Origin of the sequence: Mastigocladopsis repens PCC 10914, assembly GCF_000315565.1 — a bacterium.
Classification (GTDB): domain Bacteria; phylum Cyanobacteriota; class Cyanobacteriia; order Cyanobacteriales; family Nostocaceae; genus Mastigocladopsis; species Mastigocladopsis repens.
In genome coordinates this window covers 1,162,928-1,187,788 of the sequence record NZ_JH992901.1, presented here as the reverse complement: position 1 = coordinate 1,187,788, position 24,861 = coordinate 1,162,928, and the positions used below count along the sequence as shown (strand labels likewise).

Below are 24,861 nucleotides of genomic sequence, written 5' to 3'. Positions count from 1 at the left end.
CTTCTTTCCTTACTCGTCGTCTTCTTCGTATTCGTCGTCTTCTTCGTATTCGTCTTCTACGAGGTCATCAACATCAGTTTCGCTACTAGAAGGAAGAATCAAATCATCCTCATCCAAAATGGACGTTTCTGAACCACGTCTGTTACCAAATCCATCCCCTCCAAGAGTGGGAGAATCTAATTGGTAGCTCCGGGCTGTACGGTCATCCAGCACCATATCCAGTGGATCGTCAACTTCATCCAAGACACTGGTACTCATATCAGCAGTATAGTCCTCGATGGTACCAGGTTCTTCATAAGCATTAAACCCAGTGCCGGCGGGAATCAATCGTCCGATAATTACGTTTTCTTTCAAGCCGCGCAACCAGTCGGATTTGCCTTCGATTGCAGCCTCAGTCAAAACGCGCGTTGTTTCTTGGAAGGATGCAGCGGAAATAAAGCTATCGGTATTCAACGATGCTTTGGTAATCCCCAATAGGACTGGGGTGTACTGTGCCCGTGCGCCACCAGTGATTGCCATCGCTTCGTTGACTTGCTCGATTTGGCGCAACTCTACCAATTCTCCAGGGAGCATGCTGGTGTCACCACCATCGTCCACTCGTACTTTCGAGGTCATCTGGCGGACAATCACTTCAATGTGCTTGTCGGCAATATCAATACCTTGGGACTGATACACAGACTGTACTTCGTTTACCAAGAACGTCTGTACTTTTTGCAAGGCATGGCTAGCACAGACATAAATTCCTTCCTCAGAACCTAAGTTGAAGAAGATTTCCAAAATTTCATGGGGATTAGAAGGACCATCGGTCAATGCTTGTCCCGCTGTAATTTGCGCCCCATCTGGGACTATCAAGTTTTGTCCTGGTCCTAGAGGATAATCCGTGACCACGCCATTGGATTCGATGACTTTGATAGCAATCGCTTCATCGCCATCGCTGTAAACGACTTTGACTTCTCCAGCACGACGTGCTAAAATGCATGCTTCTTTGGGCTTACGAGCTTCCAGGAGTTCCTCAATTCTCGGCAAACCTTGAATGATGTCTCCAGTCTTGGCGCGTTCAAATACTAGCAACACCAAGTTATCACCGCGCTGTACCAAATCGCCGTCGTCTACCTGCAACACAGCGCCTGCACTGACGCGATAGGGACGACCAACGCGAAGTGTAACCGAGTAGTTCTGAGTGGTGAGTGCTGATTCTTCAGTAGGCGTAACTTCTGCTTGTGGCTTCTCAACTCTTCTTTCTCCCTTCTGCACTGCCACAACTTGCCCAGATTCCTCGGCGAAGACTCCAGGGGCAATTTCTACACCCTCTACTACCAAATCACCGACTTTGACCTTAGCTGGGGCTGATAGATTCATCGTAGTCACGTCAGTATGGCGTAACACTAAACAGCGGCGAACTGCCTCAGTTCCTTTTTGCACGCCCCGCACGATACCGCCTTCTTTACACAATATCTGGGTACGTGCTATTACGGCTCCTGGTGCAATTGTTTGTCCATCCTCTACTTCCAAGCTTGTTTGGGTACTGCCTTGGGTCGCGTCAGCGGCTATATCCCGACGAAGCACTAAGGATTCCAAAATAACCAGCTGCAAGCGCTGAATTTCTGGGTCATTGGCGTCCGCTACCAATTCAATATCTGCTGCCAAGGGGGAAGCATTGTGGTCTTGTTCGCCTTCCTGCTCAATCTCCAACACGAGCTGGGTTCGCAGCAGTTCCACACCTTCAACGGTCTTGACTCGTTCAGAATCTTTATAAGGCAGACGCTGCACTGCTCGCAGTTGAATCGAACGACCTGTTTGTTGACTAACTGATGTAGTTGATGGCACATCAGGATTGTTCGGTACGGCAAACTCGACGACCGGACGGCTCAACAATGCTGGACCTTCTGGTGATTCCACATACTCGATGTAGCGCAACTCTGTAAAGATTTGCCCTAACAATTCTTCACCTGGTTGAACAAAGGTGCCATCTTTGCCCATCACTGCTTCTGGATCATCCACCATCAGCAGTTCCCCTGGCTTAATGACCACTTCCCGCAGAATGTCGTTTTTCTGGGTGACTTCTATCACACCACTGTTTTGGCAGAAGATATCTTTCACCACTTCGGTGCCTGCTTCGATAAACTGACCGTCTTCTACCATCAGCAGAGAGATATCTTTGTTCACTTCATGGGTTTCTTCAGGAATCCAGAGGAGGGTACCTCCCTGTACCACCTCGTAACCCAGCTTTGCCTTACCTTTTTTCTGGACTTCCACAGCGGCGTATTTCAGCAAGCCACCAGTGGTTGTGCGATAGCGGTCATCAATCAACTCGGCGACCACCTGACCATTTTGGACTTTGGTGCCTGGGGTTGCTCTGAGGTTAAAGACCTGGTTATTTCCAGTCGTGACTAAGTAATTGTTGCGACCTTGAGAGGCTTGCGCTGTCACAGTTGCTTGGTCTAGAACCACAGAAGCAGTGATGATTTCGATTTCCCGCGTGCCTTTACCTGGTGTAGCTTCGGGTAAGCGCACAACACCACCATGCAATGTCGTTAACTTGGTTTCTGCCAAGACACCATTGCTGTCTATGGTATCGCCGTTGTTAACCACCAATTCTGCTCCTGGGGGTAAGTTATAAACTTCCCCTGACAAAATCCAAATCAATCCACCTCGCGCTGCTGTGGTAGTGGTGTTACCCTGACGGTCTGTTTTTTGTTCTGGCACAACATCAGCAAACTTGACTTCCCCAGCCATATCAGAAGCGACATCTTTAACTGCTTTTTCTGTATTGACACGAGTTGTACGTCCACCAATGGCAACCTCAGCCAACAGCTGACCCTTCTTGATTTTCTGCCCATCAACAACGTAGAGCGTTGAACCTTGGGTAACGGCAATTTCTTGGTTAGTTGGGGAGGCAGATTTGTCTGTGGCGACTTCTAAAATAATGTTGCCATTGGCTTCTACGTACTGAGCATCTTCCCCGTGACGGGTGCGGTAGGGTCTTGTCCGCAATTTGCGGGGAATACGGATGGTACCATCGGTTTCGGAGCGGACTTGTCTGGCCACTTCACCAGTGAATACACCACCAGTGTGGAAGGTACGCATTGTCAGCTGAGTCCCTGGTTCACCAATACTTTGTGCCGCAATGATACCCACAGCTTCGCCTAGATCTACCATCTTGGCGTGTGCCAAACTCCAGCCATAGCAATGTTGGCAGACAGACCGCGCGGCTTCACAAGTGAGGGGCGATCGCACAACGACTTCTTGGACTCCCGCCTTTTCAATTTCCTTTGCCAGTTCATCGGAAACGGGGGTATTGCGTTCTGCTATAACTTCGCCTGTCTTTGGATGCACGACATCCTCTCCAATGGCTCGTCCGAGCAACCTTGTGGAGAGATTAATCAAGGTTTTCTCGCCTTCTTTCATTGCCCGCAAGGGAATTCCCCTGGTGGTACCGCAGTCAAATTCCCGAATAATCACATCTTGAGATACGTCCACTAACCGGCGGGTCAGATAACCAGAGTCTGCCGTCCGCAACGCGGTATCTACCAATCCTTTTCTCGCACCGTAAGAGGAAATAATGTATTCTGTTACGGTCAATCCTTCACGGAAGTTTGTTTTGATGGGTAGGTCAATAATTTCCCCTTGGGGGTCTGCCATCAGTCCGCGCATACCCACCAATTGCCGCACTTGGGAGATGTTACCCCTAGCTCCGGAAAATGCCATCATGTACACGGAGTTGAGGGGATTTGTCTTTTTGAAGTGAGTAACGACTTCATCTTTGAGAGCTTCTGAAGTTCCGTTCCAAGTGTCAATCACTTTTTGGAATCGCTCAACTTCGGTAATTTCTCCCCGTTGGTAACGTTCTTCAGTCGCACGAATTTCAGCTTCGGCAGCTTCTAGGAGCGATCGCTTGGAAGGCGGAACCATCAAATCATCAACGCTGATAGAAACCCCTGCTTTAGTGGCATAGCGGAATCCCAAATCTTTTAATTTGTCCGCCATCACTGCTGTCCGCGCCGTACCGTAATGCGTAAACGACCAAGAAATCAGGTTCCTCAGTTGACCTTTGTCAACGACGCGATTCCGAAAAATCATTTTGTCATTAGTCATTAGTCATTAGTCCTTAGTCAAGGGTCAAGAGTCAAGGGTCAAGAGTCAAGAGTCAAGAGTCCAAAGTTTTTTGACTCTTGAGTTTTTGACTGATGACTTTGCGTAGCGATTAACTAGCGATCGCTTCTTGAATCGCTTTATTGTAAATAACGCGACCTGGCGTTGTGCGGATATACTGAGAAACCATGTTTCCTTGAGCATCTTCTCGGAGTCGGCGGTACTTATACATTATCGTCCGGCTACCATCGTCGTTTGGTATCACTTCAACTGGCTCTGTATCTGGTTCAGGTGACTCAACTTCACCGTCATACCGTACATAAATATACGCATGCAGCTCGATTTGCTTCTGCTCGTAAGCCATAATGACGTCATCTAGAGAAGCAAAGTACCGCCCTGCGCCCTTTGTGGCATAGGGATTTTCGGCGGTTAAGTAATACGCCCCTAACACCATGTCCTGGCTAGGTGTAATAATTGGTCTACCAGTTGCTGGGGACAAAATATTGTTAGAAGCCAGCATCAGTAACCGCGCTTCCGCTTGAGATTCCAAAGATAACGGTACGTGTACCGCCATTTGGTCTCCGTCAAAGTCAGCATTAAATGCTGGACAAACGAGCGGGTGCAGCTGAATTGCTCTCCCTTCCACCAAAATTGGTTCAAAAGCCTGAATACCCAGACGGTGCAAAGTCGGCGCACGGTTGAGCATAACTGGGTGTCCTTCAATCACTTCTTCTAGAACATCCCAAACACTCGGATCAGAACGAGATATCAACTTTTTCGCGGCTTTGATATTATTCACCATTCCGCTACGAATCAGCCGATTGATGACAAACGGTTGAAATAGCTCAATTGCCATTTCTCGTGGCAAACCGCACTGGTGGATGTTGAGTTTTGGTCCTACCACAATGACGGAACGTCCTGAGTAGTCAACCCGTTTCCCTAGCAAGTTTTGGCGGAAACGTCCTTGCTTACCTTCAATGATGTCTGACAAAGATTTCAGGGGTCGGTTATTTGCCCCGACGACCGTGCGTCCCCGACGACCGTTGTCAATTAAGGCGTCCACCGCTTCTTGCAGCATCCGCTTTTCGTTACGAACGATAATCTCAGGAGCTAAAATTTCTTGTAGGCGTGCCAGACGGTTGTTGCGGTTAATCACACGGCGATATAAATCGTTCAAATCGCTGGTGGCAAATCGTCCACCGTCCAACTGCACCATAGGACGCAAGTCTGGGGGAATGACAGGAATCACACTCATGACCATCCACTCAGGTTTCGATCCGGTGGCGATGAAGTTGTCAATAACCCGCAGCCGCTTAATCAGCTTTGCCCGCTTTTGACCTTTGGCGGTACCAATTTCTTCCCGCAAAGATTCAGCTTCTTGCTCCAATTGGATATCGGCGAGTAACCGCAGTAAGGCTTCTGCACCAATACCGACTTCTACCCCTTGGAGCGTAGAATCTTCGCTATAAATTTGGTCTTCGATTTCCAGCCACTGGTCTTCACTGAGGAGCTGTTTGTAAGTTAATGTTTCAGCATTGCCAGGACTAAGAACAACATAGGAATTGAAATAGACAATTTGTTCTACATCCCGCAAGGGCATATCCAACAGAATGGAGATATAACTGGGAATGCCTTTGAGATACCAAACGTGAGCGACTGGTGCGGCAAGTTTAATGTAACCCATGCGGTGACGGCGCACTCGCGATTCTGTGACTTCCACGCCACACCGCTCACAGACAATTCCTCTGTGACGCACTCTTTTATACTTGCCACAATGACATTCCCAATCTTTGGCCGGTCCAAAGATGCGCTCGCAGAACAAGCCATCCATCTCGGGTTTTAAAGTCCGGTAATTTATCGTCTCTGGCTTGGTGACTTCACCGACTACCTGACCGTTAGGTAAAGTTCTTTCACCCCAGATCCGAATGCGTTCTGGTGATGCCAAGCCGATTTTTACGTAGTCAAACTGATTTGTTTGGGCTGGTCTCATCTTTGTCTAAACTGTGTTCTAATTTATGACTTCATAAGGAACACGGACATAATGCCGTGCTGGTGTGAGGTATTCAGTTGTTAGTGGTGTGTAGTAAGCGATGGCAGCGCTTACTACACACCTTTTACTCCTCGTCTTCCATTGACTCGCGGGACAAGGATTCATAGGTTGGACGTGGAGGCGTACGACGGTTTCCTTGGTCTGCCATCAAATCGACTTCGACATCCAAAGAACTACCATCTGCCTGTGTCTCTACCTTGTGTACGGCAATATCTAAGCCTAGTGACTGTAGTTCTCGCATCAACACTTTGAAGGATTCTGGTGTTCCGGGTCTAGGAATTGACTTACCTTTAACGATCGCATTTAGGGCTTCATTCCGTCCTTGCATATCGTCTGATTTCACGGTGAGCAACTCCTGTAAGGTATAAGCAGCACCAAAGGCTTCCAATGCCCACACCTCCATTTCACCGAACCGCTGACCACCTTGCTGTGCTTTACCACCCAACGGCTGCTGGGTAACGAGTGAGTATGGACCTGTGGACCGGGCGTGGATCTTGTCGTCCACCAAGTGAACCAACTTCAGCATATAAGCCACACCCACAGTGACTGGTTTGTCAAAGGGTTCGCCAGTACGACCGTCGTACACCATGATTTTGCCAGAGTCATCCGGGTTATAGACCCAGGTTTTGCCTGTTTCGTCCCGTGCTTCTTGCAACTTGCCATGTACTATACTGCGAGATGACTCTTCGCCATACATTTCGTCGAAAGGAGTCAGCTTAAACCGCACTCCTAGGTTGTGACCAGCCCAACCCAACAGACACTCAAACACCTGTCCAACGTTCATCCGACTGGGTACGCCCAAGGGGTTGAGTACGATGTCCACTGGTGAACCATCTGGCAAGTACGGCATATCTTCCATTGGCAAGATTTTGGAAATAATACCTTTGTTACCGTGGCGTCCTGCCATTTTGTCGCCGACTTGGATTTTGCGCTTCTGTGCGACATACACCCGGACGACCATATTTGCGCCAGGTGGTAGTTCATCGCCTTGTTCGCGGGTAAACAAGCGCACATCTACGACACGTCCTTTTTCACCATTGGGAACTCTTAGGGAGTTGTCACGAACATCTCGGGCTTTTTCACCGAAAATCGCCCGCAGCAGCTTTTCTTCTGGTGGCTGGTCAGATTCCCCTTTGGGTGTCACTTTACCTACCAATATATCCCCAGATTCTACCCATGCCCCAATGCGAATGATTCCCTGTTCATCCAACTGGCGCAAGGCGTCTTCCCCTACGTTAGGAATTTCTCTGGTGATTTCTTCGGGTCCGAGCTTGGTTTGTCTTGCCTCAATTTCATATTTTTCTATGTGTATTGAGGTGTAGATATCATCCTGCACCAGCCGTTCAGAAATCAAAATCGCGTCTTCGTAGTTGTAGCCTTCCCAAGGCATATAGGCGACGACGATGTTTTGTCCTAGTGCCAATTCACCGCCTTCGGTGGAGGAACCATCCGCCAGCACTTGACCTGCTACAACCCGTTCGCCCATATACACCAAGGGTTTCTGGTTGAGACAGGTGTCTTGGTTGGAGCGATGGTACTTGGAAATGGTGTACCTAATTTCTGGATTGTTGAGTCTGGTAGGATTTTCTCGTGAGGAGGTCCCCTCTGTTGGGGGAAGTGTCCGTGGACGTACGCGAATTTCTGTGGCGTCTACATAAGTGATTTCCCCGTCGGTGCGCGATATGATCACCATACCGGAGTCTCTTGCCGCCTGAGCTTCTAAGCCTGTTCCCACCAAAGGTCGCTCTGGTTTAAGCAGGGGGACTGCTTGCCGTTGCATATTCGATCCCATTAGGGCGCGGTTAGCGTCGTCATGCTCCAAGAAGGGAATCATACTGGTAGCAACAGAGACAATCTGCACAGGAGAGATTGCCACATAGTCCACTTGTTCTGGTGTGGTTGTGGAGAATTCCTGGCGATAACGCACTGTCACCTGAGGTCCGATGATGTCACCGTTTTCATCAACGGGCAAGTCGCCTGCGGCAACCCGCAGGTCATCTTCTTCGTCTGCGGTCATATACACAGGTGGTAAGTCAAACCGTACCCGTCCGTTTTCTACAGGTCTGTAGGGGGTTTCTAAGAAGCCATACTGGTTCACGCGAGCATGGGTTGCCAAGGAACCAATCAAACCAGCGTTGGGACCTTCTGGAGTTTCAACGGGGCAAATTCGCCCGTAGTGGGATGGGTGAATATCTCGTACTGCAAAACCTGCACGTTCGCGGGTTAGACCTCCCGGACCAAGTGCCGAAAGACGACGTTTGTGGGTCAGTTCTGCCAGAGGATTTGTCTGATCCATGAACTGCGATAATTGGCTAGACCCAAAGAATTCTTTAATGGCTGCTACCAAGGGTTTGGGGTTTACCAAAGAAGCTGGGGTTAGCACTTCAGCATCGGAGACAGTCATCCTTTCGCGAATGATACGTTCCAAGCGGTTTAAACCGACCCGCACTTGGTTTTGCAGCAATTCCCCCACGCTTCTGACGCGGCGGTTACCTAAGTGGTCGATGTCGTCAGTGTTACCAATATCAAACTCAAGGTTGATCAGGTAATCTACTGCTGCCAAAATATCTTGGGGAGTCAAGACGCGCATTGTTTCTGGCACTTGCAAGCGCAGTTTCTTGTTAAGTTTGTAACGTCCGACGCGACCGAGGTCGTAGCGTTTGGGGTCAAAAAACCGCGAATCTAGAAGTTGTTGTCCTCCCAACACTGTGGGTGGTTCACCAGGACGGAGTTTACGATATAACTCCATGAGGGCTTCTTCTTCGGAAAATTGCCCTTCTTTTTCAATTGTTTTTTGGAAGTATTCTGGGTGGCGCAGGGCGTCAAATATTTCGTTATCTGACAACCCAAGGGCTTTGAGGAGAACTTGTGCTGACAATTTACGGGTTTTGTCGATGCGTACCCACACTAAGTCGTTACGGTCTGTTTCAAATTTCAGCCATGCTCCCCGGTTTGGGATTAAGCTCGCTGAATAGGTACGCCGCCCGTTTTTATCGATTTCTGATTTGTAGTAGACTCCTGGCGATCGCACTATCTGGTTGACAATCACCCGCTCGGCACCGTTGATAATAAACGTGCCTCGGTCAGTCATCAAAGGCAAATCCCCAATAAAGACTTCTTGCTCTTTGATTTCTCCTGTTTCTTTGTTAATTAAACGAGTGGGGACATACATTTGTACCGCGTATGTACTGTCACGTCGTTTTGCTTCGTCAACATTGTACTTTGGCTCTTTGAGCTTGTAGTTCTGACCCAAAAAGTGTAGCTCTAGTTTGCCTGTGTAATCTGTGATCGGACTAAAGGAGTTAAGTTCTTCTATCAGCCCTTCTTCCAGAAACCAGCGGAAGCTAGAACGCTGGATTTCAATCAAGTCTGGCAACAAAAAGGCGGGTTCCATAATTGTTTCGTTAGTCATGCCTCTACCTTTATCAACCTAAGTTTTACTTAATAGTGTGTGGGAACTTCTCCTTACACCGCCTACTCTCCAGCAGGTACGGGCTTGCCGGAGCAATTAAAGCCGCAAATGATTTTGGCAACAGGGCAATTGCTTCTTTTGGAGCCAAAGGCTGCCAACTTCCACCAACTATTGACTTCATAAGCAAAATCAAATGGTGTAACTTTTTTTTAGTCTGTTTTGCTTTCCTCACTTCCCCCTCTAAAAAGCTCATTACTTCACATACGCAGTTTCACACTGTTATGGCTTGCACAGAACTATTTGTGTTTAACCCCAGAGGGATAATATCCTTATGCTCAGAGGAAAATATTCCCCTGAGCCTGCTCTATGTATGGATAGCTTGTCTTGGCGGGTGGTGATCACAAGGCAATTTCGTTTAACAATTTTCTATAGGTAAAATATGAAGTCACTTGCTAGAGGATAGGGTATCTAAAGGATGAACTATGAAGTATGAAATGAAATATGGAGTCTTTCATCTTTTATCTTTTCTTTCATCCTTTAGACTTTATTAGGTTCTAGTCATTATGGAATAAGAGCATCCAATTGTGGAGATGAGAGGATGGTCAATTTACTAGCGTTACTCAACTGTAGAATTCAATAGTTGCTTCCTTAACCATTATGACTTATGCAAACCTGTTTTGGAGGAAATAATATTACCATATTTTTGTCCTCCTGGAGTTCCATGTTTTTTATAAGTTTCCCCACTAAGGGGATGTCCTATACTGTTAAGCCAAATAATTCACACGCATTTTTTGTTGTCAGAGATGCGATCGCATCTGTTGTTTCCCCCCGCACTCTGGCGACCTGCTCTGCTACATAGCGAATGTACGCAGGCTCATTGCGTCGTTCGCCTCGCTTAGGAACCGGTGCCAGAAAAGGACAATCCGTCTCAATCAACAGCCGATCACTCCTGACCATAGCAGCTGATTCTTGAATTTGTTTGGCGCCCTTAAAGGTCACGGTTCCGCTAAAACTGATGTAAAAGCCCAAGTCAATAAACCATTGGGTTTCTTCTGGGTTTCCACCCCAGCAGTGCATGACACCCCGCACACTTTCTCCTTTGAGGTTCTTCCATTTTTGCAGCACTTCCCTAACCTCTGACGCTGCATTGCGGCAGTGGATAATCACGGGTAAGTTGAGTTCAGTGGCGATTTCTAAATGTGTCTCAAATGCCATTCGCTGTTGCTCGTAGTTATCTGCTTTATAAAAATCCAGCCCTGTTTCCCCAATTGCTACCACTTTAGAGTCAGAACTAGCTAAAGATAATATCTCTTTAGCTGTCTTTTCATTCCATTTTCCTGCATCTAAAGGATGCAAGCCCACGGCAAAGCTTAGTTCGGGAAAACGGTGAGCTAGAGCTTGAATGCTGGAAAACTCCGATGGCTCTACGCAAGAGTGTACTAAGCGCACGACGCCTGCTTGTTGCCATCGCGCTCGCACCGCTTCTAAATCTGGCTGGAAAACATCAAAGTTGACGTGAACGTGGGTATCAAAAAGCTGCATCTTACCTTATTAGTCATTGGAAGTTAGTCATTAGTCATTAGTCATCGGCTAAAGACCAAGGACTAAGAACCTAAAGGCTACTCAGCTGTTGCTGCTGGTGCAGTTGCTGCTGGTTGTGTACGTGTTTTTAGCCTTTGAGCCAATTTTGACTTTTTTCGGGCTCCGTTGTTAGGATGAAGTACACCCCGTTTTACGGCTCTGTCGATTTTGCTATAAGCTTCCGACATTCGAGCAAGGACTTCTTGTTTTGATTCTGGGCTAGGGTTAGCCGCATAAGTTTCTACAGCAACGAAGTATTTTTTCATTAGTGTCTTCACTGCCGATTTATATGCTTTGTTACGCAGTCGGTTTCGTTCTGCGATTTCGGCACGTTTGAGAGCAGACTTTGTATTCGCCACAGTCAGTTCCAGAAAGACTATTGATATGTAAACACACTACTAGGCTTACTAATATAGCACCATTATTGCCAATGTTAAGATGCTAGACAAAAATTTCACCAAGTCTCCTACATAGAGCAGGAGTGGGGGTGTAGAGTTGTAAGCCCTTAGAGGGGCTAGGCATTCCACTTATACCGGTCTAGGGGGATAAGGATGTAGTAAAAGATATGTTCAATTTTGATTTTGATTCTTCTATACCCCCATACTCCCTATACTCTATTTTGGATAATCCCCATATCTATATATAGAAAAAGCTTTTTCAAAATCATATTGTCATCTTACGAAGAAATCCGACGGATTCCCCTACAACCCTAAATTTTAATATTTTTTTAAAATTTAATTTTATTTTTTAAGTTAAAAAAAGGTGAGCTTAAGTAGTAGTTGTGACATAAGTGTTACCCTGGTTATAAAAATCAGGTTTAACTACAGAATTTTACTGAGAGCAGAATTTCGTTTTCATAAAAACTTATATGATTTTGGCTTAGTAAGTTTGAGATTCGAGATTAAAGGGAGTTTCTCAATTTACCAAAACTTTAATAATTTCATACTGAAGAAAAAGCGCCAGATAGATTTAAAATATACTATGATTCTCCTAACAGATATGAAGTCAGGTGAGTGTAAAACTCAGGCGCTCTTTTTGAGAGTGGAGATTTAAAAGGTTTTAAGGGTGCATTAGTTTGTCCGCCTGTAGTCAGTTAGCGTAGAAATTCAGAAGGTTTCAAGGGTGCATTAGTCTGACTGAATTTACCTGAGCGCAGGAAAGAAGCGTTTGAGGTCAAGATTGGCACTTGAATTGGAGATTGATATCCCAAGGTATTATTCAAATCTTCTGGTTGCAGACGAGGAGGTGTTGTTTTCCGCACGGGTAGGGATATCGGCATGGTTTGACGTGCTTGTACGTAAATTTCACCTTCGTTAGTAAAGCGAAGCTGTTTACCTTCAAGCTGCAAGTTAGATTTCTTTAACTGACCAGCAGGCTCGAAGGTGGCTATAAAGATGACGTTACTGTCTGGACGCAGTTTCATTTGTACTTCATGAGCTTGCCAAACTTCCTGAAATTGACCATTGGGTGTCACTTGCCAAAGATTTAGGTTTGCCTGCCACTGTCCCTGTTTCACTTCAACAATTTGGCGAGCCAGAATTGAACGGTTATTGTTCGCTGGATCATTCAAAAATCCTATTTGTTGTCCTTCTATTGGAATCAAATAGCGAACTGCTGCGATCGCAATTAGGCTCGAGTCAGGTAGATTTGTACTACCTACGACGTTGTATACACCATTACTGTTTGTTGGTTCCACGCTTTTAATGTCTAGCTGCACTTCTTCTTGTGCTTTTTTATTACAGCCATAACTGACCGTTAGCAGCAGCAAGGAAATACCTGCCAGGGTAGCAGTCGCCGATAATTTTTTAAAATTATGGCAAATAAGCTGGAAATATAGACTAAACATAGAAAAATCGGGATTTTGTCCAATGAAAAACCACATAGAGTATATTTTCACCTATTTTCTAATACATAAACCGGAAAAACAAAAAGCTTCACTACCTCTTAACCAAGTTAATTAACAATCCAAAATTTGCATAATTTCGTCAAAAATACTTACAGTTTTTGATAAAGTGGCGACATCTAACAACAAAAAAATTTAGTTATTTATCAGCTAGACTAATGAAGCCCCCAGTATTAGATTGTTATAAATTTACTCTGCCCCAACAGTGGAATAGGGCTTATTTTCTGCTTCAGACTGCCTCCATCTCAATTTTGTGGATACTAGCAGTGAATGATGCATGTTTAGCTCAACAAAACCCACACAATCAACAGTCGAGAGACTTCAATTTTCAGGAATTACTACAAGTACCCAAATCACCTTTACCCAGCAAGCAACAACAGTTGGAGTCCCAAATAGAACCTCCACCACCTAGGACATCAGGGCAAGCAACTGGTGTTGCAGTCGCACCGAGAGCAAAATCTTCGTCTGAAAGTGTATACCAATATCCAGCAGATGATCTTAAGCAGTTGGAGAGTCGCTTTATCCAGCAGCAAATGCCTGGAAAAGTACCTTCACCCCCACGGAATTCGGTTCCACGGCGTTCTACTGTGATGGCACAACAAGCCCAGGAAAACATTCGTCAAGTTTCTGGAGTGAATGTGGGACAAGCAAACAGCCAAGCGGCTCCTCTCTCACGACCTCCAAGTACGACGATCACGCAAGAATTCACTGCACCATCTGCACCCACCTTTAATCAAGTACTCAACACTCAACCACAACAAGCTCCTCTACCACCACTTCCAGGCACTCCCACATCTCATCAGTTACTCAACTCTCAAGCAGTAACGCACTCCTCAGTTCCCAACACATCCACACCAACGTTCAATCAACTCCTCAACTCTCAAGCAGCAACACAGTTCTCAGTTCCCAACACCCCAGCATCAACCTCCAACCAACTCCTCAACTGCCAAGTTGTCTCATCATCACCAATTGCCGGCTCTAGGACGCCTACCTTCAACCAACTCTTGAACTGCGAAGCGGCAACACACTCATCAATTCCGGGCACTCCAGCAACTCACTCTCATCAACTTTTGAACTGCCAAGTCGTCTCTTCGCTATCCGCCGGAACTCCCACACCAACCTCGAACCCATTCCTGAACTGCCAAGTCGTCTCTTCGCCACCAGTTGCCCAAACAGCACCAACAGCACAAAGGCAAGAATTTCCAACAACTCCCACAACTCCTGCACAGCCATCGGCAATACCACCAAATACTCCACAACCAATAGATAGAAATCGCCCCTCAAACAGAAGCACAGCTTTGCGAGAACCCTCTTTACAACTTCAAGGAGTCTACATTACCCAAGGAGACGATACCGCAGCACGGGCGCGACTTTCAGGAGTGTATCCGCTCACTCCCCAAGTCTTATTTGGGGCAACCTTGGATTTGGTGAGTGGAGAAAATATCCTAGTTGATTCCCGTGGTGATGGGTTGAACATCAACGAGCTTTACCTTGCAACTTCTTTAGGAGGGTTGCCCAATCTACGTTTTGTCTTGGGTCAGCTAGACTTAACGTCTTATTTCGACCGGAACAGCTTTGCTAAAGACGGGGCAAGCCAATTTTTTAATCCTACGTTCCAGACAAACCCAGCATTGGCTGCAACAGGAATTGCTTCCCGCCCTGGTTTGCTTGTGAACTGGAGTGTGACCGATAATATCGAAGCGAAGGCAGCGGTTTTTTCGTCTTCAGACAAAATCAGTGATTTTGCCTTAGATGCATTTGCCGGAGAAATCGCCATTCGTTATGGGAATGCGATTATTCGCGGGACTTATGCCAGCGATCGCGACGCTGGAGTTGGCGATACTTTCCCTGAAAGCTATGGGATTGCGAGGAATACACAAAGCACAATCTTTGGAACGCAAGACGACGACCGCGAAGAAGCGTACGGTTTGAATGCTGAAGTTTTTATTCCCAATTTGAAATTAGGTCTTTTCGGACGATACGGTCGCTACGAAAATCGCGATTTGGGAGAAGGTGCAGATACTTATTCATTTGGATTTAGCTTTTTGGATTTATTTACGCCTGATGACAGATTAGGGCTAGCTTACGGACGTGCTTTATCGAATGACAGCCTGCGTGAAGGAGATACGCCAGATGTGTTAGAGCTTTACTACGATTTTAAATTTCTGCCTAATCTAAGATTCGGTTTTACGGTTCAAGGACGAGATAATTTTGAGGAAACAGTTCTGGGTATTAGGGTGCGTTCAGAGTTTAATGTGACTCCAAGACGGAGAGGATCTCAATGAGCCAAAAGCACAAAGACAAAGGCAATCCCTGCTCAAACTTGCGAACGAGTGTAAAAGATATTAAAACGAAAAGCTTTTCTAATCTGTTTGTGATTACTGTTTCATTTTTCCTTTTGACTCACTTAGTCAATGTACCGTTGTTGAATAACATTGCTCCTGCTCTAGCTCAGAAGTCTTCTTCAGCAGTGCAACGAGGTTACAATCTTCTCAAAAAAGGGTGGGTCAATGATGCAATTAAAGCCTTTGGGCAAGCTTTAAAGCAAAACCCGCAATCTTTGCAAGCCAAGGTAGGGTTAGCAATCTCCTATAACCGTGCTGGACGTATTACCGAGGCATGGAAGAGTTATCAACAGGTGCTGGCGCAAGACCCCAACAACCAAAGTGCGCTCAAGATTGTGGGGATAATGGCAACTTATCGCCCAGAGTGGCAAGCACGAGGAATTGAAGCTCTCAACACTTTATTAAAGTTAAATCCCAACGATATACAAGCCCGTTCTTATCGTGCTTTGTTGTACACCTATGAAGGAAAGTTGAGCGAGTCGCTCGTAGACTACCAGATAGTGTTGGCAAACAATCCCACACCTGAAGCTATCATTGGTGCAGCTCAAGCTTATAGTTATAGCCGCAATTACCAAAAAGCCTTGGAATTATTCAAGCGTTATCAAACAACTGGCAAACCCATCACCGGGTTGGCTACAGTAGCCTACGCTAGCACCCTACGAGAAACAGGCAATCCAAGAGCAGCAGTACAGATTTTAAAAGAGCAGTTGCAGCGTTCCAAAACACTCAACCAAGTAGCCATTGAAACGCGAGCCGAACTTGCTAAAGCGTATGTTGCTAATCAACAGTCAGAGCAAGCTTTAGCGGTATTAGAGCCTATACAAAATAGACCAGATGCGATTTTACCTCTAGCACGTTCTCTCAATGAAATTCGTACCTCGACCAATAACCCCGCCATAGCACAGCAAGTTGCCACTCTTTACCGTCAAGCACTTGCCAACACTCCCAACCCCTCACCAGCCTTGTTGCGAGAAGCCGGTGATGTTTTCACGGGTTTACCCCAAGGAGAGCAAATAGCACTGCAGCTCTATCGCCAAGCGGCATCACAGTCACCGAATGATAAAAGTTTAGTCCTGCGGCAGTTAGCCCTAGAAAATGAACTGGGGCTGCTTGCCAAAAACGACTTGAAAAAACGTTTGATTGCTGAACTTGAACCTTTACCTTCAGATCCGGTGCAATTACAACAGATAGCTCTTGCCCTAGCAGACATTGATGCTCCCGATCCGGAACTTCTGCCTGTATATCAAACTATTTCACCAAAGATAGACGTACCATTTTTAAATTTCCGCATCGCTCAGATTTATCTACAACTTAATGACACACATGGCGCAAGACAAGCTTTGGCAGCCTATACAGCAACACCTGAAGGAGCAAAAAGCCTCGCACCCCAGTTGCTAGCAGCAGAAATTGAGCGACGGGAGGGCAACTTAGAAGCCAGCGCCCAACGCTTCCAAGCTGTGTTGGCAACTAAGTTAGGAAGTGATGATGTCACTGAAGGTGCTTTGCGCGGACTGGCGGGTGTGCGAGTGCAGCAAAGACGGTTTGATGAGGCTTTAGCAGCTTATGACGAATTGATAGCGCGTCAACCCCAGAATGTGACGACTCAGTTAGGGCGTACTAGTATTGCCTATCAAGGGAAGAAACTTTCTGAACAAGAAGCGGAAGCTGTTCTCAACAATTGGTTAGCAACACAACCTGCAACGAATACGCCGCCAGAACTCTTTAGTTTAGTGGGAGTACTACCAGCACAACCACAGCGTCAATCTCTGTATAATTACTTAATTCAAGTTGACCCCAGCTATTTACCAGTGCAGTTGCGGTTGGTGCAAGTGATAGCAAAACGCAATCCCACTGAAGCACAAGCGCGGGTGAAACAGTTGATTGCTCGCCTCCCTAACAATGTGAACACATACCAGTTGCAAGGAGAGTTAGCACGAGCGATCGGTGATTTAGATTTGGCTGGCAAGGCTTACGAAAATATCTTGGCGCAGCAACCAGATAACCTAGATGCCCTTGCCACTTTAGGGGGAATTCGTTTTCAACAGCGACGCTTTGAGGCGGCACAACAAATTTATTCGCAAGTTGTCGCCCAAAAACCGCAAGATAAAGACGCACGCCGCGCCCTTGCTGGCTTAAGTGCTATTCAAGACCAGCCCCTGACAGCGCTCTCACAGCTTGAGCAACTGGAACTAGAACAAATTTCCCAAGGCACAACTGATACTGAAGTGTCTCGGCAGAGCCAGCAAATACAAGAAGACTTCCTGCAACGGCGTGGTTTTCAGCCACCTTGGGAGAACTATGAACGCAGAGGGAAATGAAGGTGATGGGGTGACGGTTACTTCTTCTTTCCCCACCTCCCAATCTCCCCACCTCCCCTTATCCCCCTTGTCCTTTCGTAAAAATGCGATACCTAGCGAAATTGGCAGTTATTGTTAGCATGATTGTTCTCAGCGCTTGTAATTTAGGATACTCAATAATAAAGAGGGAAGTATCGGATTATAGGAGTCCGGCAGCAACAGCTATGCCATTGAATAGTAGCGAAATCTCAGTATTTCTCGCTGCTTTACCTAAATCCACTCCTAACCGAGAGTTGCTAGCCCAAAGTTGGGAAACCTACCGCCAGAGATTTATCCAGGATGATGGGCGGGTTATTGATTATGAAGCGAGCGATCGCTCCACAAGTGAAGGTCAGGCATATGCCATGTTGCGAGCAGTACTGATCAATGACCCTGCAACTTTTGCCTTGACCTTGAACTGGGGAGAAAATAACCTTCAGCGACAAATAAACAGCAAACGGACAGACAACTTGTGGGCGTGGAAGTGGGGACGAAATACAGATGGTAACTGGGGTGCGATCGATAGCAACTTTGCTAGTGATGGTGATATTGATGCCATTACTGCTCTGATTCTTGCCTCTCGACGTTGGAATCGTCCTGAATACCTCGACCTAGCAAAAGCTAAACTGCAAGATTTGTGGAACCTTTCCACCGCAGTAGGACACGAGGGTAAGCGCTATTTGCTACCAGGTCCTGTGGCTGCATTTGTTCCGAATGCCTCAACCCTTTACCTCAACCCCTCTTACTTCGCTCCCTATGCTTTTCGGTTATTTGCCCAAGTAGATCCGAAGCATGATTGGTTGAGCTTGGTAGACACCAGCTACGAAGTCCTAGAAAAATCAGCGCCACTTTCCGCCGTTGGTTTGCCCAGTGACTGGGTAGCCCAAGATACCAAAACAGGGACATACCAATCCTTACCGCAGTCTAGCCAACTTCAGACTCTGTATGGCTTTGATGCTTATCGAGTTTGGTGGCGTTTGTCGCTAGATGCTGCATGGTTCAAATCACCGCAAGCGCGACGCTATCTCCAAACACGCAGTCAATATCTGCAAAAGCTGTGGCGCGAACAATCGCGTTTACCAGCACGCATTGACCTGAAGGGCAAAGGATTGGTGGATTATGAAGCAACATCGCAATACGCTATGCTTTACACCGCTTGGGACTTAGTAGAACCACGGCTAGCTCAGGAGTTATTTATGAAGAAAGTGCTACCTCAATACAAACAGGGCATTTGGGATGACAAATCTGCTTATTATACACAAAATTTGGCTTGGTTAGGTATATTGCCTCCCTCAGTACTTCCGCAGCAACTCCTAAAAGCGAAGTAGCAGTAAGATTTTTATTGATAATGCTGAAAAACAATAAACAATGGGGTTCATTTTTGATGTATAAAAATAACAAATTTTCAAGTAGTAAATTTAGCTAACAAAAACTCCGTAAATTACAACCAAAGATTGAAAATTTCTCCACTCTCTCTAATAATCACACTGTCATATGAAGCAGTTATTCCACTCCCAACTCAGTACAAAAGCAATTATTTTTACTTCTTGCTTATTACTGTTTCCTGGTTCATTGACCAGCGCTCAAGCTCAGAATAAAGAAGATTTGCAACAGCAGGATTCGCAGTCTCGAGAATTTTTCCAGCAGCAAAAGTATCCAGGGCAACAGCGGCAACAGCAGACTATTTTGTTAGCTCAAGCAACTCAACCCAAAGCTGACCGCAAAGACAAGGAAGACAAAAAAGAGGCTGCTGATGCAAAGAATCTAATAACGTACAACCTCGAATTTAATCGCAGTCCGATTGTTGGTAACCGTTTGCGCCTACGAGGAATTAATGCGGAAGGTCGTCTTGGCTTTAACCGTCCTCGTGGCTGGAAAATCGCAAAGGTGCAAGCTTTAATTCGGTTCCAGCACTCACCATCACTCTATGCCAAACGTTCTAACCTAACGGTACTCGTCAATGACACTGCTGTAGGCAGCGTATCGCTCAACCGCGAACAGTCCCAAGTCGCGCAGGTGCTCATCAATATCAATCCTAAACTGCTTCAGGATTACAACGAAATTAAGTTTGTAGCGCAGCAGAATAGCTCACAAGAATGTACTGACCCTCATGACCCCGAATTGTGGACGGAGATTCTGCCAGATTCTAAATTAATTTTTAGTTTCCAACGGCAGCCGATTCCCCTCAACTTTAGCCGCTATCCCTATCCCTTCTTTGATCAACTAGGCTTAGAAACTAATCGTATTGTTTACTTACAACCAAGTCAGACGAGTCAATACTGGTTGACAGCAGCAGCTCGTTTGCAGGCAGTATTTGGCAGACTTGCAGATTTTCGCCCAATAGAAACGAGCCTGGTTTCTAATATAGGTAGTGTGAAGCCTGAACAACGGCTGGTCATTATTGGTACTCCTAGCGAACAACCGGTTTTAGCCTCTTTGAAATTACCCCTTTCTGTTGCTGGTACTGAAATTCTCGATATTAATGAAAAGCCAGTTCCAGAGGACACAGGGGTGTTAATTGCAACCACGACTAAAAAAGAGGGTGGCACCCCCGTCTTGATTGCGACTGGTAATGGACCAAAAGGTGTGGCTAAGGCAGTACAGTTTTTGGTGCAGCCTGACTTGCGAAAAATGGGCACGGGTTCAGTCGTTTTTGTCAATCAAGTTAAGGAAGTGATAGCACCTGAACCTCGACAGTGGCCTCGTTATATTCCAGAGGAAAATAACTTTAGACTCAGCGACATGAAAACACCGCTTAATGGTGAGCCGTTTGGTGATGTGGCGGTACGTGGTTCAGCAGCACCGCCTATTGAAATTGATTTCCACGCCTTACCTGATGACAGATTTGTGCGTGGCAGTTCTATGAACTTAGTTTATAGCTATGGTCCGCAGATGAACTCCAGAACCTCGGCGCTAGAAGTGTTACTCGACGGTAAATACATCGGTGGCGCACGTCTAACTTCAGACTCTGGAGAAACTCGCCAAAGCTTGAGAGTTGATTTACCAGCGCACTTACTACGCCCCAACTCTCTACTCCAGATATTCTTCCGGATGAATCCCAAAGAACCATTTGACAAGCAAAATTGTATTAGCGCACCAGACCAACAATTAATAGGTACACTTCATGCTGAAACTAGCTTCGATTTAAAACGGGAAACTTCCGTACAGCTACCAGATTTGGGTTTGTTGCAATTTGGTTTTCCGTTTGCTGCACCTCAAGATTTATCTAAAACGGCGATCGTTTTGCCACAAAGCCCGTCTAATACAGATATACTCACCTTGCTTGCGTTGAGTGAACGCCTGGGGCGGCTCAGTCAAGCAGATTCTGTAAAACTCCAGGTTTATAAGCCCGAATCAATTCCTGACTCAGTTCGCAAGAATGAGCATCTTGTAGGAATTGGTACGCGAGACAAGTTTCCTTTCCCTGAAGTCTTTAAATCCACTGGCTTAAACTTGAGCCAAGCATTCTCCCGTGTATCGGCTCAAGGTACGATTCAAACCCCACAAGATTCACAAGGAATGATTAAGCAAATTATTTCTCCTTGGAGCAAGGAGCGAACTATTCTGGCATTAACAGCTCAAACGGAAACTGGCTTAGAGCGAGTGCGCCAAGTAGTCAATCAAGACTCGTTATTTTTCCAACTCAAACAGGATACAGTGCTGATTGGCAGCGATAAGAAAAATCCGGCTCCTTACGAGCCAGATGCTTATCAACTAGAGTTTTTCCGCAGTGCTTCCTCAAGAACTCGTGTAGAAAATACCAATTTACTCAGTAAGACATCGCGCTTGCTCCAGGAAAATTGGCTACTCCTACCTGTTGGTATTGTTGGTGTGTCGCTTCTACTTTATGGTATTGTCCAGTTGTATTTAAAGCGCCTTGCTCTTGCTGATAGGAATTAAAAGCGTTGTCATAAACCAATACAGTTGAGTTAAGAGTTATTTGTAACAATTGCATTTGTGTCCAGACGTGACGTGAGTTGCCGTGAAAGTGGGCTAACCCTCTCTAGAACGCTGGCTCGTCATGGCACTTCTGGACAATTAAGAATAAGGAATCACACTTACAAAAAGTCTTATTACCAACCGTATTGTGTCATAAACTGCCGACTATTGATGAGTTCGTAGTAAGTGATTAAGCGCTGACTACATCAGCAATTACTAAATCCAAAATTCTCCAGCCAAATTCTCAATCTAAAATTCAAAGTCAAAAATGTCTTCATTAAATTCTCCTCAAAGACAGCGTTTTAACTTAAGCAGATGGCTCATTGATATCACGCCCCAATTTTTTGACCGCGCTTTAGAAAATGTGGGTGTGAAACAGTTTAAGTGGCTTGTTTTGTTACTGTTGCTGCTTTCAATTCCACTGATTATTACCCCGCTACGAGTATGGCAGCAAGCAGTCATTGCATTGTTTTTTGTGATACTTGGTCAATTGGTTATGCAAGCCGAGGAACAAGAGTCTTCTCTTGAAATCAGCCAGTATTATCACCTGTTTATGGTGTGGCTCAGTTTCGTAACAACACTGCGTTACTTATACTACCGCACAAGCTATACTCTCAACTTTGATGGCTTGCTCAACAGCATTGCTTGCTTACTACTATATTCTGCCGAGCTGTACGCTATTCTAACTTTGGCATTGGCATACTTTCAAACTTTAAAAATAAAAGAGCGCCAGCCAGTTGATCTTTCCACCATTCCTCACCAAGAGTGGTTCACTGTTGATATCTACATCCCCACCTTCAACGAAGATGTTGAAATTGTTCGCAAGACCGCGTTAGCAGCAATAGCGTGCGATTATGCTCCCGGTAAAAAAACAGTTTATATCCTAGATGATGGTCGTCCGAGAAGATATAAAGAAAATGACCCGCGCCGAGAAAAGTTCCGGGCAAGAAGAGAACAGATACGGCAAATGTGTGAAGAAATTGGCTGCATTCATCTGACGCGGGACAACAACAACCACGCTAAAGCTGGTAATATCAATAACGCCTTTCGCAACACTGACGGCGACTTAGTTTTGATTTTAGACTGCGACCACATCCCATCGCGTCAATTTCTGCTAGATACAGTGGGCTTTTTCTACGACCCAAAGGTTTCGTTTGTCCAAACCCCTCACTGGTTCTATAACCCCGACCCCTTCGAGCGCAATTTGCTCACAGGCGGTAAAATCCCTGTGGGCAATGAACTGTTTTACAAAGTGCTGCAAAAAGGCAACGATTTTTGGAATGCTGCTTTTTTCTGCGGTTCAGCGGCTGTAATCCGTAAGTCCCATGCCTTGGAAGTTGGGGGAATTGCGGTTGAAACTGTGACAGAAGATTGTCACACAGCACTACGGTTACACTCTCGTGGTTACAAATCGGTCTATTACGACAAAATTATGGTGGCTGGTTTAGCTCCAGACACGTTTTCTTCCTATGTGGGTCAACAGGTGCGCTGGGCAAGGGGCATGGCGCAGATTCTGCGACTGGAAAACCCTCTGTTTAATTCCAGCTTGAAATTAACGGTTCCTCAACGAATTTGTTATTTTAGTGCGACTTCGCACTTCTTGTACGGGTATCCTCGGCTGATATATGCAATTGTTCCCACGCTGTTCTTATTGTTTGGCATTAACCCCATCCGAGGTCTAGGTTTGGAAACTCTAGCCTACGCCGTACCGCATATTCTCCTCGCCCTATTCACCAACCACCTCATCTACAAAAATGTCCGTTTTTCGTTTTGGAACGAAATTTTTGAATTTGTGATGGCTTTCCAAGCAGGGTGGGTGACGATGTTAGCGCTCATTAACCCCAATCTTGGTTCCTTTAACGTCACTGATAAAGGGGTGAACGTTACTAAGCGTACTTTTGACTGGCAGTCAATGCGTGGTCTTATCGTGGTAGCGGCGTTCGTTTTTACTTCCTTATTTGCCGTTCCCTACTGGTTGTTGCTTCGTCCAGAGGATTGGCAAGCAGTCTTGGTCAACACTTTATGGTCAGGTTTTAACCTCATTCTGCTAATAGCGGCATTGCTAGTGGGGTTTGAGCAGCCGCAGGTGCGTTCTTCCCATCGTTTGCAGCGACGCCTTAGAGTCCTTGTTTCTAGTAGCAACCAGACATTCAAGGGCGAAACAGTTAATATTTCAGAAACTGGGGCATTGATTTCTTTGGAATCCTGGCCTAACTTACCGGATGAAATCGATGTTGAGATTATGGGAGATTCTACTACTCGCACCTCCCTAACAGGACGGGTTGTACGAATCTCGCCTGTAAGTGATACGGAAACCCTTTTGGCAATTGACTTTGTCAATCCCAGCCGTGCCCAAATGGATAACTTAATCCTGATTTTGTATTCTGATGTGCGTGAATGGTATTCCCAGAAGCGCCAGTCCATAGACAAACCAATTGCTTCCCTTGGGTTCCTTGTCACCAGTCTGACTCGCTCTTTACGTGAGATCAAACCAATCACCCGTAACCAGATACGCAAGCAGGTTAACGCCATCGGTGAACTCTACTGGGATGGTCATTTCTTCCCTGGAATTGCTACGGAACTAGGGGTAACAGGTTTACGTCTGGAAATATGGGGTAAAAGAGCTAAATCTGGTGACAGAGTGCTTGGACAAGAGGACTTGCACAAGATGGGAAATATCAAACCACTCGTTGGTTTGCTCTTGAGTCGAGATGAGGGGAACCCCTCACCTAGTAAGTTGGTTGCTGAAATTTGTAGGGTACAAGAAGACATAAATGGCAAGCTCGTCATTGATTTGGATTTTCCAACAAAATTCAAGCAACGCCAAGATACCAAAATTAAGCAGCTTTTGCAGGTGTTGTAGAATCGGTTATTTTGAAGCAGCGAGTTTATCCCTGAGGAATCGCTGCTTTTTTCGGTAACTTAGTAGAAAAGTCAGCAATTCTTCTGTGCTGTGATGCAATATCCCGATGCGAGAGTCCCACACCCAATGCAGGGTTTCCCCAGGTTTGTTTCATCAAAAATGTTGTCTCGAATCCAAATATCATCATTGGGGATTATAGGTATTACGATGACCCGGAAGACTCAGAAAATTTTGAGCGCAACGTGCTTTACCACTATCCGTTTATCGGCAACAAGCTGATCATCGGAAGGTTTTGCGCTTTAGCCACAGGCGTAAAATTCATCATGAGCAGTTGGGCTTT

At 45.9% G+C, this 24,861-nt stretch carries 12 protein-coding genes and 1 pseudogene; 7 read left to right on the top strand and 6 right to left on the bottom strand.

Annotation, left to right across the window (positions count from 1 at the left end; translation table 11 throughout):
* Positions 1–9: 9 nt before the first annotated feature.
* The 3 genes from MAS10914_RS0107495 to rpoB all read right to left on the bottom strand — a co-directional run bounded on the left by MAS10914_RS0107495 (position 10) and on the right by rpoB (position 9,554).
* The gene (locus MAS10914_RS0107495; RefSeq protein ID WP_017315298.1) at positions 10–4,095 is read right to left on the bottom strand and encodes a DNA-directed RNA polymerase subunit beta''; all 4,086 of its coding nucleotides are present in this window, start codon (positions 4,093–4,095) and stop codon (positions 10–12) included.
* A 109-nt stretch (positions 4,096–4,204) separates the two neighbouring features.
* Positions 4,205–6,082, bottom strand: a complete 1,878-nt coding sequence (locus MAS10914_RS0107490; RefSeq protein ID WP_017315297.1) for a DNA-directed RNA polymerase subunit gamma — start codon at positions 6,080–6,082, stop codon at positions 4,205–4,207.
* A gap of 124 nt (positions 6,083–6,206) precedes the next feature.
* Positions 6,207–9,554 (bottom strand): DNA-directed RNA polymerase subunit beta, encoded by a 3,348-nt coding sequence (rpoB, locus tag MAS10914_RS0107485; RefSeq protein ID WP_017315296.1) that lies wholly within the window; start codon positions 9,552–9,554, stop codon positions 6,207–6,209.
* Positions 9,555–9,593: 39 nt separating this feature from the next.
* On the opposite strand from rpoB, the gene MAS10914_RS33985 reads away from it, so the two are divergent.
* Positions 9,594–9,737, top strand: a complete 144-nt coding sequence (locus tag MAS10914_RS33985; RefSeq protein WP_156818110.1) for a hypothetical protein — start codon at positions 9,594–9,596, stop codon at positions 9,735–9,737.
* Positions 9,738–10,310: 573 nt separating this feature from the next.
* On the opposite strand, the gene MAS10914_RS0107475 is transcribed toward MAS10914_RS33985, so the two are convergent.
* From MAS10914_RS0107475 to MAS10914_RS0107465, 3 genes are all read right to left on the bottom strand, one after another.
* Positions 10,311–11,096 carry a TatD family hydrolase gene (locus MAS10914_RS0107475; RefSeq protein ID WP_017315294.1) on the bottom strand — a complete coding sequence of 262 codons (786 nt, stop codon included), beginning with the start codon at positions 11,094–11,096 and terminating at the stop codon, positions 10,311–10,313.
* A gap of 77 nt (positions 11,097–11,173) precedes the next feature.
* The gene (gene rpsT / locus MAS10914_RS0107470; RefSeq protein WP_017315293.1) at positions 11,174–11,494 is read right to left on the bottom strand and encodes a 30S ribosomal protein S20; all 321 of its coding nucleotides are present in this window, start codon (positions 11,492–11,494) and stop codon (positions 11,174–11,176) included.
* Positions 11,495–12,228: 734 nt separating this feature from the next.
* The gene (locus MAS10914_RS0107465; protein WP_026082401.1) at positions 12,229–12,981 is read right to left on the bottom strand and encodes a hypothetical protein; all 753 of its coding nucleotides are present in this window, start codon (positions 12,979–12,981) and stop codon (positions 12,229–12,231) included.
* Between the two features lie 215 nt (positions 12,982–13,196).
* Between MAS10914_RS0107465 and MAS10914_RS0107460 the strand changes: the two genes are divergently transcribed.
* From MAS10914_RS0107460 to MAS10914_RS32670, 6 genes and pseudogenes are all read left to right on the top strand, one after another.
* Positions 13,197–15,323, top strand: a complete 2,127-nt coding sequence (locus MAS10914_RS0107460) for a carbohydrate porin (RefSeq protein ID WP_017315291.1) — start codon at positions 13,197–13,199, stop codon at positions 15,321–15,323.
* The gene (locus tag MAS10914_RS0107455; protein ID WP_017315290.1) at positions 15,320–17,701 is read left to right on the top strand and encodes a tetratricopeptide repeat protein; all 2,382 of its coding nucleotides are present in this window, start codon (positions 15,320–15,322) and stop codon (positions 17,699–17,701) included. The genes MAS10914_RS0107460 and MAS10914_RS0107455 overlap by 4 nt, the downstream gene beginning before the upstream one ends.
* 203 nt (positions 17,702–17,904) lie before the next feature.
* A complete protein-coding gene (locus MAS10914_RS0107450) occupies positions 17,905–19,047 on the top strand; it encodes a glycosyl hydrolase family 8 (RefSeq protein ID WP_017315289.1) in 1,143 nt (380 codons plus the stop codon).
* A gap of 166 nt (positions 19,048–19,213) precedes the next feature.
* Positions 19,214–21,619: a cellulose biosynthesis cyclic di-GMP-binding regulatory protein BcsB gene (locus MAS10914_RS0107445; RefSeq protein ID WP_017315288.1), complete on the top strand. Its 2,406-nt coding sequence runs from the start codon at positions 19,214–19,216 to the stop codon at positions 21,617–21,619.
* 307 nt (positions 21,620–21,926) lie between these two features.
* On the top strand, positions 21,927–24,521 hold the full coding sequence (gene bcsA, locus MAS10914_RS0107440; RefSeq protein WP_017315287.1) for a UDP-forming cellulose synthase catalytic subunit: 2,595 nt from the start codon (positions 21,927–21,929) through the stop codon (positions 24,519–24,521).
* A 93-nt stretch (positions 24,522–24,614) separates the two neighbouring features.
* A pseudogene (locus tag MAS10914_RS32670) lies at positions 24,615–24,850 on the top strand (chloramphenicol acetyltransferase); the annotation flags it as partial.
* Positions 24,851–24,861: the final 11 nt, after the last annotated feature.